This is a genomic window from Microbacterium sp. SZ1 (assembly GCF_002362255.1).
Lineage (GTDB): Bacteria > Actinomycetota > Actinomycetes > Actinomycetales > Microbacteriaceae > Microbacterium.
Map to the genome: position 1 here is coordinate 214288 of NZ_LPVV01000038.1, position 15195 is coordinate 229482.

The following is a 15195-nucleotide window of genomic DNA, read 5'->3' on the forward strand; positions in this document are numbered from 1 at the left end:
GAGACGCAGAGTTATTCTGCCCTCATCCCCAAGATAGGCCGACAGGCACTAAGGAGTACCATGAAACGGCATCAGAAGCTGATGGGCATCGCTGCTCTCGGCGCCGCCTTCGCACTCGTCATGAGCGGTTGTGCGCCGGCAGGCAACGGCGGCGGCAACGGCGGCGAGGGCGACAGCCCCCAGACGGTCGAAGGCGCGGACTACAACCCGCAGCCTCGCGAGAACCTCGCAGAGGGCGGCGAGCTGCGCATCCCGGTCTCGAACATCGCGGAGCAGCTGAACTACTTCCACAGCGACGGCGACGCACGCGTCACGCAGATCGGCACGTGGTTCCGCCCGCAGATCCTCCTCATGGATCCGGACGGCACGGTCAAGAAGAACGACGCGTACCTCGACGACTACTCCTTCGGTGTCGAGGACGGCAAGACCGTCCTCCACTTCAAGGTCAACGAGAAGGCCGTCTGGAACGACGGCACTCCGATCGACGTCACCGCGTTCAAGGCCACCTGGATGGCTCAGAGCGGCGAGAACGAGGAGTACCAGCCGAACGCGACCGACGGCTGGAAGGAGATCGAATCCGTCGAGGCCGGCGAGAACGACCGCGACGTCATCGTCACCTTCAAGGGTGAGTTCGCCTGGCCCGAGATGGTCTACTCGCAGCTTCTGCACCCGGCGGTCAACACCCCGGAGCTCTTCAACACCGCGTTCCTCGGCGACTGGCACCCGGAGTGGGCAGCCGGCCCCTACACCGTCGAGGACTACGACAAGACCGGCGGCGTCGTCACCCTCGTCCCGAACGAGAAGTGGTGGGGCAACGCTCCGCTGCTCGACAAGGTGACCTTCATCCAGATGGAGCCGACCGCCGCGGTCAACGCCCTGCGCAACGGCGAGGTCGACATGGCCGAGACCGGCAGCGCCGAGCTCCTCGCCCAGGTCGAGGGCCTCGACGGCGTCAAGACCTACAAGGGTCAGGCGACGGCGAACGCGATCTTCACGCTGAACTCGACGAACCCGGCTCTGTCGGAGCTCGAGGTCCGCAAGGCCGTCTTCGAGGCGATCAGCATCGAGCAGGTCAAGGACATCGTCTTCAACGGCTTGAACTACACCGAGGAGCCCGCCGGCTCCCTCACGCTGTTCTCGTTCCAGCCGAACTACGTGAACGCTCTGGAGGAGGCCGGCCGCAAGGACGGTGACACCGAGGGTGCGAACAAGCTGCTCGACGAGGCGGGCTGGGTTCCGGGTGCCGACGGCATCCGCGAAAAGGACGGCGTGCGCCTGTCGCTCGTCTTCCCGGTGCACTCCGACACGGAGACCGCGCGCGCTCGTTCGCTGGCCGTGCAGGCTCAGCTGAAGGAGGTCGGCGTGGAGGTCACGATCGACACCCGCCCGTCGGCGGACTTCGCCGAGGACTACACCACGCAGAACGGTGACATCTTCTTCCTCAACTTCACGTCGTCCGACCCGTTCGGTGCTGCCTGGTTCTGCCAGCTGTACTGCTCGGACAGCGGCCTGAACCTGTCGGGCACCGGCACCGAGGAGATCGACAAGATGATCCACGAGGAGCTGGAGACGATCTCCGACCCCGAGGAGCAGACCAAGAGGGCCATGGAGATGGAGTCCGAGATCTTCGCGAAGACCTGGGGCATCATCCCGGTCCTCAACGGCCCGGAGATCTGGACCGTCAAGGAGGGTCTCGCCAACCTCACGCCCGAGCCCTACGTGGGTCTCGACCTCTTCGGCATCACGCCCGTGGAGAACGTGGGCTACGAGAAGTAAGCGGTCTTCCTGATCGCATGAGCGGGGCCGGTGGGTATCCACCGGCCCCGCTTTCTCTATGCTGAACGCGTGACCGTCCAGATCGTCCTCGTGCACGGCATCCGCACCTCCGCGACGATGTGGCGCTCGCAGCTCGCGTATCTCGAGGAGGCCGGGGTCCCGGCCGTCGCGGTCGATCTGCCCGGCCATGGCACCCGCATGGCGGAGGACTTCACCCTGCACGAAGCGCTGCACACGATCGACGCGGCGGTGCGCGACGCCGCCTCACGCGGACCGGTGCTGCTCGTCGGTCATTCGATGGGCGGCCTGCTCTGCCTCGCCTACGTCGGCGGTTCGGAAAAGCCTCCGGTGGCCGCCCTGGTCGCGGCATCCTGCACCGCGCTCCCCCGGGGCGCCGGCCTTCGTGCGTATCGGATGATCGCGCGCGCGGTCGACCGGCTTCCCGACCGCGGTATGTGGATCACGAAGCGCATCCTCGATGCCACGATCCCCGTCGACACACGCGCCGACTTCGCCGCCGGCGGCTACGCCCTCGACACGCAGGACATCGCGCTGAGCAATCTCGCGGCGCTCGATCTAGCGACCGCAGTACAGCGGATCCGCGTGCCGCTGTGGTTCGTCAACGGCCAATACGACCAGCTGCGCATCAACGAGGCGCTCTTCCTGCGACTGGCCCCGCACGCAGAGCTGATCGTCGTCCCGCGCACGACGCACCTCGTGACCGCGATGCGTCCGCGGGTGTTCAACGCGGTGCTGCGTCTGGCGATCGCGACGGTCGATGCCGAGCAGGCCGACTCGAGTGCGGACGCCGCGCCTGGGCAGTGAGCACGCCGCCCGCCAGGGAGAACACCGCCGCCGCCGCGAACACGAGCCAGAACCCGCCGACCAGCGCGACGAGCGCCGCGCCCAGCACCGGTCCGATCAGCTGCCCGAGCGCGGCCGTCACCGTGACGATGCCGAGATCGCGGGCGTGATCCCTCTCATCGGGCAGCAGGTCGGCGGCGAACGCGAGCCCGACCGTCGAGAAGGCTCCGTAGCCGATGCCCATGAGCGCGGCCGCCACCATCGTCGCCTCGAATGTGGGGATCATCGCGATCACGACGCCGGATGCCGCCTGCACCAGCGTCGCGGCGACCGTGAGCGTGCGCCGGTTCCCCGAGCGGTCGGAGAGGATGCCGGTGAGCACCGCCGCCAGCACGACGAACACCGTGTAGACGACGATGAGCAGCAGCAGGTTGTCCTGCGCGGCCACCGTGTCCTGGTGCAGGCCGTGAAGCAGGAAGAAGAGGAAGAGAGCGGTGCCGAGCGCGTTCCCGATGTTCGTGACGAGCCGTCCCGACAGCATCCAGGCGAAGTCGCGGTCGCGGAGCGAGGCGAGCAATGGACTGCGTCGCTGCACCGCCACGACTCGCGCGGCAGCGGGAGGATCAGGGAGGAGCAGCGCGGCGGCCGTACCCGCGAGGGCGATGATCACGGCGAGCAGCAGGTAGCCGTCGCGGATGCCGAGACCCAGGAGCACGACCACCCCGACGCCGAGCACGATACCGACGGCCTGACTCGACCCGACGGCGGCGGATGCCGAGCCCCGCCGCGTCTCCGGGAGCTGGTCGGCGATCAGGGCGGTGAACGCCGCCGAGGAGACCGCGATGCCGACGGAGACGCCGACCCATGCCAGACCGACAGCCCATGGGCCATCCGCGAAGCCGGTGACCACGAGGGCTGCGGCCGTCAGCAGCGCTCCCCCGAGCGCCCAGGGGCGACGTCGGCGACGTCCGGCGCCGGCGCGGTCGGAGAGCGCGCCGGCGACCGGACCCGCGACGATCCCCGCCAGGCCGCCGATACCCAGGACGAGGCCCGATGAGACGACACCGCGGATCCAGTCGTCCTCGGGCGTATCGAGCTGCAGTGGGAGGAGCAGCTGCACCGGGGTCAGCTGCACCATCCAGATCGCCAACCAGGCGACCGTGAACAGAGTGATCCAGCGGGCTCCCACGCGAGCGCTGTCGGTCATAGGGTCGATTGTGCACCCGTGTCCGCCCGTTTAGGGGGAACGCCTCGACTGCTGGTAGACTCATCTCTTGGCTTGCGTGTGGGTTCTTCCCTCACGACCGCCGCGCGGAAGCCCTCTTCTTCTGCCGGCATTCCGAACAACCTCCGTATAGAAAGCGTCCACACGTGGCAAACATCAAGTCGCAGATCAAGCGCAACAAGACCAACGAGAAGGCGCGCGAGCGCAACAAGGCCGTCAAGAGCGAGCTCAAGACGCACATCCGCGCCGCCCGCACCGCTATCGCCTCGGGCGACAAGGCCGCTGCCGAGGTTGCCGTGAAGAACGCGTCCCGCAAGCTCGACAAGGCCGTCAGCAAGGGTGTCATCCACCAGAACCAGGCTGCGAACCGCAAGTCGGCGATCGCCAAGCAGGTCTCCGCTCTCTGAGCATCGACCACCGAGAAAGGGCCCGTCTCATCGAGACGGGCCCTTTCTCGTGCGCGTCGTGTGCTCTTGTGCGCCTCGTAGTCGCCAGTGCGATCGCGCGGCGCGGCGGCGGTCAGCCGGCCGGTGTCTCGACCGGCTCGCCGGGCTCCCCCACCGGTTCGGCGGGGACGTCCAGGGCGGATGGGTCTTCCAGGTCGAGGCCGCCGAGCGGTTCCTGCTGCCACGAGACGAGGCGCCATCCCTCGTCGGGGGTGCCTTCGATGACGCACATGCCCGTGTTGTACAGGCGCCAGTGCACGGCGTCGTCGAGATCGATGCCGTCGAGTCGCGCGGCGGCCCAGACGCGGATCGCCGCGCCATGGCTGACGACGACGGCTGCTCCGTCGACGTTGCGGGACGCGACGTGGGCGATCGCCGCGTCGTAGCGCGCGAGGAGCTCCGTGCCGCTCTCACCACCCTCGATCGCGAAGCCGAGGTCGCCGGTGAGCCAGCGCCGCGCGGCACTGACGTAGCCCTCGATCGCCTCGCGGTCGCTGTGCATCTCCCAGCGGCCGGCGGATATCTCCTCGAGCCCTTCGACGACCTCGATGTCCAGCCCTCGATCGTCGGCGAGCGGAGTGGCGGTGAGCTGAGTGCGCACGAGGGGCGAGGCGTAGATCGCGTCGACGCGTTCGTCGGCGAGAGCCGCGGGAATCGCCGACGCCTGCGCATGACCGAGCGGAGTGAGGCCGGGTCCGGGCCGCCCGGTGTCGAGCGCGCCGATCACGTTGCTCGGCGTCTGTCCGTGGCGGATGAGCAGCAGTCTCATGATTCCTCTCCGAAGGGGCGTCGTGTGGCGATGACGGTCAGCATGCGCTCCAGCGCGAAGATCGGGTCGCGTGCGGCACCCTTGACCTCGGCATCCGCTTGCGCCGTCGCCTGGATCGCGAGTCCGAGCGAGTACTCGTTCCACCCCGCGAGGTCGCGGCGGGCGCGGTCGACTTGCCAGTCCTTCATGCCCAATCGCTGCGCGAGCTGACGGCTCGGCTCGCGGTTGCCTGCGACGCGCGCCATGGTGCGCAGCTTCATGGCGAATGCGGCGACCATGGGCACCGGGTCCGCGCCCGACGCCAGAGCATGGCGCAGGGCGACGAGTGCCTCGCCGTACCGTCCGGCGATGGCCGTGTCGGCGACGACGAAGGCCGAGACCTCGACGCGGCCGCCGTAGTACTTCGTGACCACCTCTTCGGTGATGTCGCCCTCGACGTCGCCGATCAGCTGCTGGCAGGCCGCGGCGAGTTCGGTGAGGTCGTCGGCGAACGCCGAGACGAGTGCTCGCAGCGCCGGTGGGGCGATGCGCTTCTTCGCCGCCTTGAACTCGCCAGCCGCGAAGTCCACCCGGTCGCCGTCGCGCTTGATCGCGGGACACGCGATCTCGATGCCCTCACCGGTGCCCGCTCGGACGGCGTCGAGCAGCTTCTTGCCGCGCACACTCGCGCCCGTGTGGCGCAGGATGACCGTCGCGCCCTCCTGCGGGTGCTCGAGGTACGACACCGCCTCCTGGATGAAGGCGTCGGTGCACTTCTCCACGCCGGCGACGCGCACCAGCCGGGGTTCACCGAACAGTGACGGGGAGGTGAGCGCAAGGAGGGTTCCGGGCGCGTAGTCGTCGGCGCGGACGTCGGTGACCTCGAGGGCGGGATCCTCAGCGCGCAGGTAGTCGCGGACACCCGCGATCGCGCGCTCCGCGCAGACCTCTTCAGGGCCGGATACGAGCACGATCGGAGCGGGGCGCGGATCGCGCCAGGAGACCTGAGGGATCTTGGCCGACGACGCCGCGCCTCGGGAAGGAGTACGCGCAGCAGCCATGGTTTCAGCCTACCGGGGGCCTACCGACATCAGACCCGTCACGCCGCGCCGCGCAACGTCAGAGCGGCACAGCACACGGTGGCAAAGCGGGACAGCGCCCGAGGTCGGACCGAGCACAGTCCGCGAGCGACGGACGCTCGCGCACGCGTTGGACTCTCTCAGGCGGCGATGTCGTAGCGGGCGCGGCCGCCGAGGCGTGGGGTGCGGGTGGGGTCGACGGTGGCGGGTGGGATGAGCCAGACCCGCCCCTGGGTGCCGGTGCCGTGGATGCGGATGTCCCACCCGTTGTCGTGGACGCGATGGTGACACGACTCGCACAGCAGCACCCCGTTGACCAGATCCGTCGGACCGGTATCGCGCTGCCACCATCGCAGGTGGTGGGCTTTGGTCATCTGCGGTGGAAGTCCGCACATCACGCACCCGCCGTCGCGTTCGACGAGGGCCAGACGTTGAGCCCGGGTGAAGAGTCGCTTCTCGCGCCCCCAGTCCAGGATCTCGCTGTCGGATCCGAGAACCACGGGGATCACTCCCCCGCTCGCGGCGATGCGCCGGCAGGTGCTGATGCTCACGGGCCGGTCGGTGCCGTCGATCGTCGCGACGCCCGTCCCCTCGGTCAGGTCGTCGAGGGACACCCGCACCACGACGGTCGCGCCGGTGGCCGGCATCCCGCCGTTGTCGCAGACGGTGGCGTGCTCGCAGATCGCGGTGAGCGCATCGGCCTGGATCATCGCCACACTGCGGCGATCAGCATCCTCCGCCTCCGGGTCCGGTGCCTGGGCACGCGCCTGGAACGTCGCCCCGACGAACGCCTGGATCGCTGCTCTGATCGGTGCGCCCGAGGCGATGTCGGTCTGCAGGGTCAGGTGCAGGGACCCGTCGCGCTCGAACATCGTCAGCGACCGCCCCGCGCGCGCCTGCTCCTCCCGCGGGGCAACGCCGTCGGGATCGAGCCACGCCTCGGCGCGGACGACCAGCTTGCGCACATCGTCGAGCGACAGCCCTCGCGCCCGCTCCACCAACAGCCGTTCCGCCTCACCGACGCGCGTGAGGTCGACCGTGAGGCGAGCACGATCGAGCAGCGTCACGATGATCGCCGCACCCGCCCCGCTCAGCTCCCCCGACATCGACGCCCTCTGCACGAATGGGTACCGCGGCGGCAGCGCCTCCCCCAGCAGGCTCGCCCGGGGCGCGGTCGCCTCGCCGACCTTCACCAACCGCGACGCATCGCCGGTCGACCCTCCCGTCGTCGCGGCGATCATCGTCGCCGGCGACCGAAACCCCTGCTGCTTCGCCAAACCCTCAGATCCGAGTTCCGGACGCGATTCCCGTGCGATCCCCGCCGCCACCTCGGCATGCAGACCATCCAACCGGCGCTGCACCACACCGATCGCCCGGTGAGCGGCCAGCAGCTGCGCCCGAGACAACTCCGCGCCGTTCCCGGCATCCGCCCACGCCTCATCGAGGCACTGAAACGCCTCGAGAAGCGGAGCCAAATGCGATGAAGTCATGCTCCCAGTTTAGTAACTATGTTCGAATCACGGTCGATATGCCGATACAGAGCGAATGCAGGTCACGGAGACCCTCGTTCCTTCCATATCTCGAATCCGTCCACTCCCGGGCCCACGAGCACCCGACCGTCCAGATCGGTGCGCAGCACGGTCGTACCCGCCGTCTCGAGCATCGCGAGCGCCTCGTCTCGAGGGTGTCCGTAGTCGTTCTCCGCGCCCACGCCGATCAGCCCGATCGTCGCCGTGATCTCCTCGTACAGCGCCGGCTCCTGGTCACCGCTCCCGTGGTGAGACACCTTGACGACCTGATGAACGCCACGCACCCGCTGAGACCTCAGCAACACGCTCTGCGACTCCGCGGAGAGATCACCCAGGTACAGCGATCGTGGCACTCCCCCGCCTTCGATCTCCAGAACCACGCTGAGATCGTTCCCCGGAGGGAACGCCTTCTCGTCTCGCGCAGGCCACAGCACGCTCCACTGAGCATCACCGAGATCACCGCGCACCCGTGCGTATACCTCCTCGACCACCGCACCCCCTTCAGCCAATCGCTCGAGCGTCTTCTCGTCGGCGGTCTCACCCGGAGGGCCGTGCACCACCGTCCCCACCCGGCCCTGAACAGCGTCGACTCCGCCGACATGGTCGAGGTCGAAGTGGGTCAGCACCAACAGATCGAGCCGAGCGACGCCCAGCGCGCGAAGACAATCGTCCAGCAGCGCCGGGTCCGGGCCGGTGTCGATCAGCGCCACCTCCTGCGCCGACCGCACCACCACAGCGTCACCCTGCCCGACGTCGCACATCGCGATCGTCCAGCCTGTCGGAGTGGTCATGCGCGCGAGCGGACCGGAGAGCACCACGTGCGAGGCGCCAAGGGCCAGTGCGCCTGACAGCACCGAAACGGCGACCGTCCGAAGCACACGCAAACGGCGTCCGTGCCCGCCGACGACGACTCCGACCGCGCCGCTCAGCGCCGCCACGACGAGGGCACTGAGCACACCCGGAGGGACCGCCACCTCGGCGAACGGCAGCCGCCCCGTCACGTCCGCGGTGGCAGCGATCCATGACGCCGGGAGCCAGGCCGTCGCAGCGAGGACATCCGCGAGCATTGGCACCGGAGCGAAAAGGCAGGCGAGCAGGCCGATCACCGTGGCGACGGGCGCCGCGGGCGCGGCGAGCAGATTCGCCGCGAGCCCCACGAGGGACTGCTTCTCGGCGAACAACGCGATGATCGGACCGCAGGCGAGCTGGGCCGCGAGAGGGACGGCGATCGCAAGAGCGAGCGGCGACGGCATCCACCGGGCGAGCCCTCGCGACAGAATGGGTGCCAGCAGGATCAACGCGCCGGACGCGACCACTGAGAGTGCGAAGCCCGGGGTCGACGCCAGCCAGGGATCGACGATGAGGATGCCGGCCGCGCTGAGCGCCAGCATCCCCGCTCCGGCGCTGGGGCGACCGATCAGGAGCGAGATCATGGCCACCCCCGCCATGACACCGGCTCGGATCACGCTCGGCTCCGGCGTGACCAGGATCACGAACCCCGACAGTCCCCCTGCTGCGAGCAGGATGCGGAGCCCACGCCCCGCGCCGCACAGCGATGCCAACCAGACCACGGCTCCCACGACGATCGCGCAGTTGGCACCGCTCACAGCGGTGAGGTGACTGAGTCCGCTCGTGCGCATGGCGTCGTTCAGCTCCGCACCGACCGCGCGGGTGTCGCCGACGGCCAGGCCCGGCAGGAGTCCAGCGCCGGGCTCGGGAAGACGCGTCGAGCGTTCGATGAATGCGTGCCGCAGCCCGGCCGCCACGGCGAACACGCCCGCCGCTTCCCGCTCCACCGAAGACGCGCTCGCGAAGAGCACGAGTGCCGCACGCTCCCCCGGTTCTGTCGACGCGCTCTCGCCGGTCACCCGCACGATCGCCCCGAGGTCGAATCCCTCGGCCGGCTCGACGCCGACGCGCACCGGCGCGGACGCGGGACGCACACCACCCGGCGATCCGATCCCGCTCAACTGGAGGTCCATCCACAAGCGCCCGTCCCGCCCCACCGAGGCCGACGATGCGACCTCGCCCACCGCCTCGACGACCCTGCCGTCCCATTCCCGCACCGCCGCACGATGCACCGTCTCCGACATGACGGTGAACGCCACTGCTGCCCCGACCGTCAGAACCACGATCATCAGCCCGCCCGCCGAAGCAGCCGACTGACGACGCAGCACCATCGCAGCACCCGTGACGAGTGCGGCCGCCGCGCACGCACCCACCCACCACCCCGACGTCTCCGGCACGAAGACGCAGACCAGCGCCACACCCCACGCCCCGGCCGCCGGCGGAAGCAGCCGGAGGTCACGCGTCGCACCAGGTCCGCGTCCCAGGTGCTCGCCCGCGGCCTCCGTCTGCACAGCCATCCGGACAACCTAGAAGCGAGAGGACGCGGCCTCTGACCGCGAACCCACGTTCAGTGGAGAATCTGCCCCATGCCGTGGATGTGCAGGATCGCTGCAGACAGCCTCCCCCGCCGACGCGGTCACTCTCCGAGTACCATGTCCGCGGCGTGTGGGAGACTCGCGCCATGGAACAGCGCGTCAGCTTCATCACCCTCGCCGTCGCCGATCTGAGCCGCAGCCGGGCCTTCTACGTCGACGGCCTGGGGTGGGGGCCGATCTTCGCCGGCGCCGACGTCCTCATGCTGCCCGTCGCGGACCGACTGATCCTGTCACTCTGGTCGGTCGAAGGCTTCACCGCGGAGATCGGCGAGGCACCGGCATCCGGCATCGCCCCGGTCACCCTCGCGCATAACCTGGCCACCCCTGCCGAGGTCGACGCGGTCCTCGACGAGGTACGCGCCCTCGGCGCTCCCGTGAGTCCGGCTCGCGAGCGCGAGTGGGGCGGCTACTCGGGGTACTTCTCCGACCCCGATGGATTCCGCTGGGAGGTCGCGGTCAACCCCGGCGAGACCGGAGACTTCGTGCTGGCCCCCATCACACCCTGACGCCGTCGCGGATGCCGGCGAGGAGCTTCTCGCCGATGCCTGGCACCGCCAGGAGATCGTCGACCGACTGGAACCGTCCGTTCTCCTCGCGCCACGCGATGATCCGCTCCGCCAGCGCCGGTCCGATCCGGGGCAGCGTCTCGAGAGCCGCCTGATCCGCCGCGTTCAGATCGATCCGGTCGTCACCCGGCGCGGCAACCCCGGGCTCGCCCTTCGCCGCTCCGAGCACCGGGACGACGATCTGCTCACCGTCGGTCACGGCCCGCGCGAGGTTCACGCCGGCGAGATCGGCCTGGTCTGTGGTGCCTCCGGCCGCGGCGACCGCGTCCACGAGCCGGGCGTCCACGTCGAGCAGGTAGAGACCCGGCTGCTCGACCGCGCCGAGCACATGCACGTAGAGCTCACCCGCTGCAGACACAGACGGCTCATCGGTCGACATCGGTATCGACTCGGTCGGCGCCGCCTGCCCGCGGAGCAGGCCAAGACCGACGGCGCCCGACAGGACGACGAGGGCGACCACCACGGCAGCGCCGACGCTCAGACGCAGACGACGCAGCCGGGGTGGAGGCGGGGACTCTGTCACCCCGCCAACCTAGACGCGCACGCCGACGTCTCCGGGCCGGACAAAGCCTCACCGGGCACAACTCGCTTCACTCCGGAGATGTGCAGAAGCGGTCGGCGACCGCTCTCGACGTCACTTGACGACGATGCTCACGATCTTCGGGGCGCGCACGACGACCTTCACGATCTCGCGGTCGCCGATCGATCGGATCACGCGCTCGTCGGCACGGGCCAGCGCTTCGAGCTCGGCCTCTCCGATACGGGCGGGAACCTCGAGCTGCGCCCGCACCTTGCCGCCGACCTGCACGACGGCTGTCACCGTGTCCTCGACGAGGAGCGCAGGGTCGGCCGACCGCCAGGTCACCAGACCCACCGACGGCTCATGACCGAGCGCCTCCCACATCTCCTCCGCGGTGTGCGGGGCGACGAGGTCGAGCATGACCGCGACCGTCTCCGCTGCCTCGCGCACCGCCGGGTCGGCGGCACCGGCTGCGCTGGTGTCGATCGTCTTTCGAGTCACGTTGACGAGTTCCATCAGGCGCGCGACGAGCACGTTGAACTTCGTCTGCTCCACCAGCCCGGGGGCCTCTGCGAGCAGCTTGTGCGTCGCGCGCCGCAGCGCCGCGTCGCCGCCCTTGAAGACCACGTCCACGTCGCTCGACACCTCGTGCGCGATGCGCAGGGCGCGAGACAGGAACTTCTGGGCGCCGGTCGTCGACACGTCCGCCCAGTCCTTGTCGTCCTCCACGGGGCCGGCGAACGCGAGGCCCACGCGCAGAGCATCCGCTCCGTGCGCGTCGAGCTCCTCCTGGAACAGCACCAGGTTGCCCTTGCTCTTCGACATCTTCTGGCCGTCGAGCAGGACCATGCCCTGGTTGATGAGGTTCGAGAACGGCTCGGTGAAGTCGATCAGCCCCATGTCGAACAGCACCTTCGTGATGAACCGCGCGTACAGCAGGTGCAGGATCGCGTGCTCGACACCGCCGATGTACGAGTCGACCGGCGCCCAGCGCGATGCGAGAGCGGGGTCGAACGCCTCGGTCTCGCTGTTCGGCGAGAGGAAGCGCAGGAAGTACCAGGAGCTGTCGACGAACGTGTCCATGGTGTCGGGGTCGCGCAGCATCGGGTCGCCCGAGACGGGGTCGACCGTGCGCACCCAGCTCTCGGCTCCGCCCAGCGGCGACGTGCCCTTCGGCTTGAGGTCGAGGCCCTCGACGCTCGGCAGAGCGACCGGCAGCTTGTCCTCCTGCACCGGCACGATACTGCCGTCCTCGGCGTGCAGCATCGGGATGGGAGTGCCCCAGAACCGCTGCCGCGAGATCAGCCAGTCGCGCAGACGGTAGTTCTTCGCCGCATGACCGGTGCCCGATGCCTCGAGCTGCTCGATGGCGCGCGCGATCGCGTTGCGCTTCGACAGGCCGTTGAGAGACCCGGAGTTGATCATGCGACCCTCGCCGGTGAGCGCGACGCCGGTGAATGCCGGGTTCTGCTCGTCGAGCGCGGCATCCGCGTCGATCGGCACGCCCTCGTCATCGACCTCGATCACGCGCATCGCGCCGGTGATGGGCGCCGTCGTGTCGACGACCACCTTGACGGGCAGGTCGAAGGCGCGCGCGAAGTCGAGGTCGCGCTGGTCGTGCGCCGGGACGGCCATGACCGCGCCGTGACCGTAGTCGGCAAGCACGTAGTCGGCGGCCCAGATCGGCAGCTTCTCGCCGTTCACCGGGTTGATCGCGTACCGCTCCAGGAAGACGCCGGTCTTCGGGCGGTCCGTCGACTGGCGGTCGATGTCGGTCGTCTTCTGCACGTCCGCGAGGTAGTTCTGGAAGCGCTCGCGCACGTCGTCCGGAGCGTCGGCAGCGAGCTCGGCCGCCAGGTCGCCGTCCGGAGCCACGACGAAGAACGTCGCACCGTGCAGCGTGTCGGGTCGCGTCGAGAACACCGTGACGGGCTCGTCGCGGCCCTCGATGCGGAAGTCGACGTCAGCGCCGACCGATCGGCCGATCCAGTTGCGCTGCATCTGCAGAACCTTGTGCGGCCACCGGCCCTCGAGCTGGTTCAGGTCGTCGAGCAGCCGGTCCGCGTAGTCCGTGATGCGGAAGTACCACTGCGTCAGCTTCTTCTTGACGACCTCTGCGCCGCAGCGGTCGCAGCGTCCATCGATGACCTGCTCGTTGGCGAGCACGGTCTGGTCGTTCGGGCACCAGTTGACGGGGCTCTTCTTGCGATAGGCCAGACCGCGCTCGTACAGCTTCAGGAACAGCCACTGGTTCCAGCGGTAGTACTCCGGGTCGGAGGTGTGCAGGACGCGACTCCAGTCGAACGAGACGCCGTACTGCTCGAAGCCGACCTTCTGCTGCGCGATGTTCTGGTACGTCCACTCCCGCGGGTCTGCTCCCTGGCGGATGGCGGCGTTCTCGGCGGGCAGGCCGAAGGAGTCCCACCCGATCGGGTTCATGACGTTGTGACCACGGTGGCGCCAGAAGCGCGCGACGATGTCGGAGTACAGGTAGTTCTCCGCGTGCCCCATGTGCAGGTCGCCCGAGGGGTACGGGAACATCGCGAGCACGTAGCGGCGCGGCCGCGTGTCGTCGTCGCCGCCGGTGAGGAACGTGCCGTTCTCCGCCCAGTACTTCTGCCACTTGGCCTGGATGTCGTGCGCCGAGACGGTCTCCTCGGCGACGGGAGAGGTGGACAGGTTCTCAGACAACGAACGCACGACCAATCTGGAGGGAAAGAGGGATCAGTTCAGGATATCGGAAGCCCAGGCCACGGGCGTATCCGCCCCCAGTGCTGCGAGCGGTGCGCGGGCCTTCGTCGCGACCTCTGCGACCTCGGATGCCGCCACCGAGCGCCACGTGATCCCTCCCCCCGCACCGACGATCGCCTGATCTCCCTCGACCAGGATGCTGCGGATCACCATCGCGAGATCGAGGGCGCCGTCGTGGCCGACGAAGCCGAAGCATCCGGCGTAGACGCCGCGGGGACCCCCCTCGAGCTCGTGCAGCCTCGTCATGGCCGAGAGCTTCGGAGCACCGGTCATGCTCCCCGCTGGCGCGGCTGCGGCGAACAGCGCGGCGACGTCGACACCGTGCGCCGCTGTGCCGCTGACGGTGCTGACGAGCTGGTGCACCGCGGGGTAGGTCTCGACCTTCCACAGTGCCTCCACGCGGATGGTGCCGGGCACGCACACGCGCGACAGGTCGTTGCGCATGAGATCGACGATCATGACGTTCTCCGCGCGCTCCTTCTCGTCGACGGCGAGGTCTGCGGCGAGCGCGGCATCCGCTTCCGGATCAACGCCGCGGGGACGCGTGCCCTTGATCGGTCGGGTGCGGATGACCCCGCCCTCCGCCTGCAGGAACTGCTCAGGGCTGGCGCTCAGCAGCGCGCGTCCGTCGATGCGCAGGATTCCCCCGTGATGCGCTGGAGTCGCCGTGCGGAGGCGCCGGTACACGTCGACCGCGTCATCCACTCCGGTCACGGTGAAGCGCGTGGTGAGGCAGAGCTGGTAGGCGATGCCGGCGCGGATGAGCTCGCGGCACCGCTCGATGAGGGACGTGTACTCCTCGGGGGTGTGCCTGGCAGAAGCGAGGCGCTCGTGCGGCCTCGAGACCGGCCCGACCTCCGAGGTCGACGTCGTGTCGAGGAACGCCACCCACTCGTCGAGGTCCTCATCCGCGAACGCCCAGGCCGCTCCGTCGTCGTGACGGACGGCGAGGAGGCGAGTCACCCGCAGCCACGCCTCTCCGGCGCCGCCTCCACTCTCGGCGACGGGGGCGCCCGCTGCCTTCGCACCGCTCTCGTAGTCGTACCAGCCGACCCAGCCGCCATGGAACGGCGGCTCCTCCGCGCGGCGCGTCCTGGCGACGTCGAGCCGCACCTCCCCGGGGAACGGCGCCCGCTCGCCCGTGCCGACGTAGCTCCACCCGGCAGCGGCAGCCGCTCCGGCATCCAGCCAGAAGACGTCGGCGTGACGCTCCTCGAGGGCGAGGAACACCGCTTCGGGATCCACCGCACGACCGAGGAGGCGGCCGGTAAGTCGCTCTCGCACGTTCCCAGCCTAGGCGGGGTCGC

Annotated in this window: 12 protein-coding genes; 4 read left to right on the forward strand and 8 right to left on the reverse strand. The window is 69.3% G+C overall.

Annotated features, from left to right (window positions below):
• Positions 1 to 60: 60 nt before the first annotated feature.
• Together AUC47_RS12785 and AUC47_RS12790 are read left to right on the forward strand one after the other, a co-directional pair.
• Positions 61 to 1776: an ABC transporter family substrate-binding protein gene (locus AUC47_RS12785; protein ID WP_096715550.1), complete on the forward strand. Its 1716-nt coding sequence runs from the start codon at positions 61 to 63 to the stop codon at positions 1774 to 1776.
• Positions 1777 to 1845: 69 nt separating this feature from the next.
• Positions 1846 to 2601 carry an alpha/beta fold hydrolase gene (locus AUC47_RS12790; RefSeq protein WP_096715551.1) on the forward strand — a complete coding sequence of 252 codons (756 nt, stop codon included), beginning with the start codon at positions 1846 to 1848 and terminating at the stop codon, positions 2599 to 2601.
• Here AUC47_RS12790 and AUC47_RS12795 read toward each other — a convergent pair.
• Positions 2519 to 3787 carry an MFS transporter gene (locus tag AUC47_RS12795; protein WP_096715552.1) on the reverse strand — a complete coding sequence of 423 codons (1269 nt, stop codon included), beginning with the start codon at positions 3785 to 3787 and terminating at the stop codon, positions 2519 to 2521. The genes AUC47_RS12790 and AUC47_RS12795 overlap by 83 nt on opposite strands.
• A gap of 164 nt (positions 3788 to 3951) precedes the next feature.
• Here AUC47_RS12795 and rpsT point away from each other — a divergent pair, with 164 nt between their 5' ends.
• Positions 3952 to 4212 (forward strand): 30S ribosomal protein S20, encoded by a 261-nt coding sequence (gene rpsT, locus AUC47_RS12800; RefSeq protein WP_096715553.1) that lies wholly within the window; start codon positions 3952 to 3954, stop codon positions 4210 to 4212.
• 112 nt (positions 4213 to 4324) lie between these two features.
• On the opposite strand, the gene AUC47_RS12805 is transcribed toward rpsT, so the two are convergent.
• The 4 genes from AUC47_RS12805 to AUC47_RS12820 form a co-directional block, all read right to left on the reverse strand.
• Positions 4325 to 5020, reverse strand: coding sequence for a histidine phosphatase family protein (locus AUC47_RS12805; protein ID WP_096715554.1), 696 nt, complete (start codon positions 5018 to 5020; stop codon positions 4325 to 4327).
• The gene (gene holA / locus AUC47_RS12810; protein WP_096715555.1) at positions 5017 to 6060 is read right to left on the reverse strand and encodes a DNA polymerase III subunit delta; all 1044 of its coding nucleotides are present in this window, start codon (positions 6058 to 6060) and stop codon (positions 5017 to 5019) included. The genes AUC47_RS12805 and holA overlap by 4 nt, the downstream gene beginning before the upstream one ends.
• Positions 6061 to 6218: 158 nt before the next feature.
• Positions 6219 to 7568: an HNH endonuclease gene (locus tag AUC47_RS12815; protein WP_096715556.1), complete on the reverse strand. Its 1350-nt coding sequence runs from the start codon at positions 7566 to 7568 to the stop codon at positions 6219 to 6221.
• Positions 7569 to 7630: 62 nt separating this feature from the next.
• Positions 7631 to 9973 (reverse strand): ComEC/Rec2 family competence protein, encoded by a 2343-nt coding sequence (locus tag AUC47_RS12820; RefSeq protein ID WP_096715557.1) that lies wholly within the window; start codon positions 9971 to 9973, stop codon positions 7631 to 7633.
• A 164-nt stretch (positions 9974 to 10137) separates the two neighbouring features.
• On the opposite strand from AUC47_RS12820, the gene AUC47_RS12825 reads away from it, so the two are divergent.
• Positions 10138 to 10557, forward strand: a complete 420-nt coding sequence (locus tag AUC47_RS12825) for a VOC family protein (protein WP_096715558.1) — start codon at positions 10138 to 10140, stop codon at positions 10555 to 10557.
• Here the strand turns inward: AUC47_RS12825 and AUC47_RS12830 are convergent.
• From AUC47_RS12830 to AUC47_RS12840, 3 genes are all read right to left on the reverse strand, one after another.
• A complete protein-coding gene (locus tag AUC47_RS12830; RefSeq protein ID WP_096715559.1) occupies positions 10547 to 11140 on the reverse strand; it encodes a ComEA family DNA-binding protein in 594 nt (197 codons plus the stop codon). The genes AUC47_RS12825 and AUC47_RS12830 overlap by 11 nt on opposite strands.
• 111 nt (positions 11141 to 11251) lie before the next feature.
• Positions 11252 to 13828, reverse strand: a complete 2577-nt coding sequence (gene leuS, locus AUC47_RS12835) for a leucine--tRNA ligase (RefSeq protein ID WP_096715753.1) — start codon at positions 13826 to 13828, stop codon at positions 11252 to 11254.
• 33 nt (positions 13829 to 13861) lie between these two features.
• Positions 13862 to 15172, reverse strand: coding sequence for an anthranilate synthase component I family protein (locus tag AUC47_RS12840; RefSeq protein WP_096715560.1), 1311 nt, complete (start codon positions 15170 to 15172; stop codon positions 13862 to 13864).
• Between the last annotated feature and the right edge of the window lie 23 nt (positions 15173 to 15195).

Excerpts from the sequence above, each read along its gene's own strand:
- AUC47_RS12805 (WP_096715554.1), bottom strand. The coding sequence starts at position 5,020 with ATGAGACTGCTGCTCATCCGCCACGGACAGACGCCGAGCAACGTGATC.
- AUC47_RS12795 (WP_096715552.1), bottom strand. The coding sequence starts at position 3,787 with ATGACCGACAGCGCTCGCGTGGGAGCCCGCTGGATCACTCTGTTCACG.
- AUC47_RS12815 (WP_096715556.1), bottom strand. The coding sequence starts at position 7,568 with ATGACTTCATCGCATTTGGCTCCGCTTCTCGAGGCGTTTCAGTGCCTC.
- holA (WP_096715555.1), bottom strand. The coding sequence starts at position 6,060 with ATGGCTGCTGCGCGTACTCCTTCCCGAGGCGCGGCGTCGTCGGCCAAG.
- AUC47_RS12820 (WP_096715557.1), bottom strand. The coding sequence starts at position 9,973 with ATGGCTGTGCAGACGGAGGCCGCGGGCGAGCACCTGGGACGCGGACCT.
- AUC47_RS12785 (WP_096715550.1), top strand. The coding sequence starts at position 61 with ATGAAACGGCATCAGAAGCTGATGGGCATCGCTGCTCTCGGCGCCGCC.
- AUC47_RS12825 (WP_096715558.1), top strand. The coding sequence starts at position 10,138 with ATGGAACAGCGCGTCAGCTTCATCACCCTCGCCGTCGCCGATCTGAGC.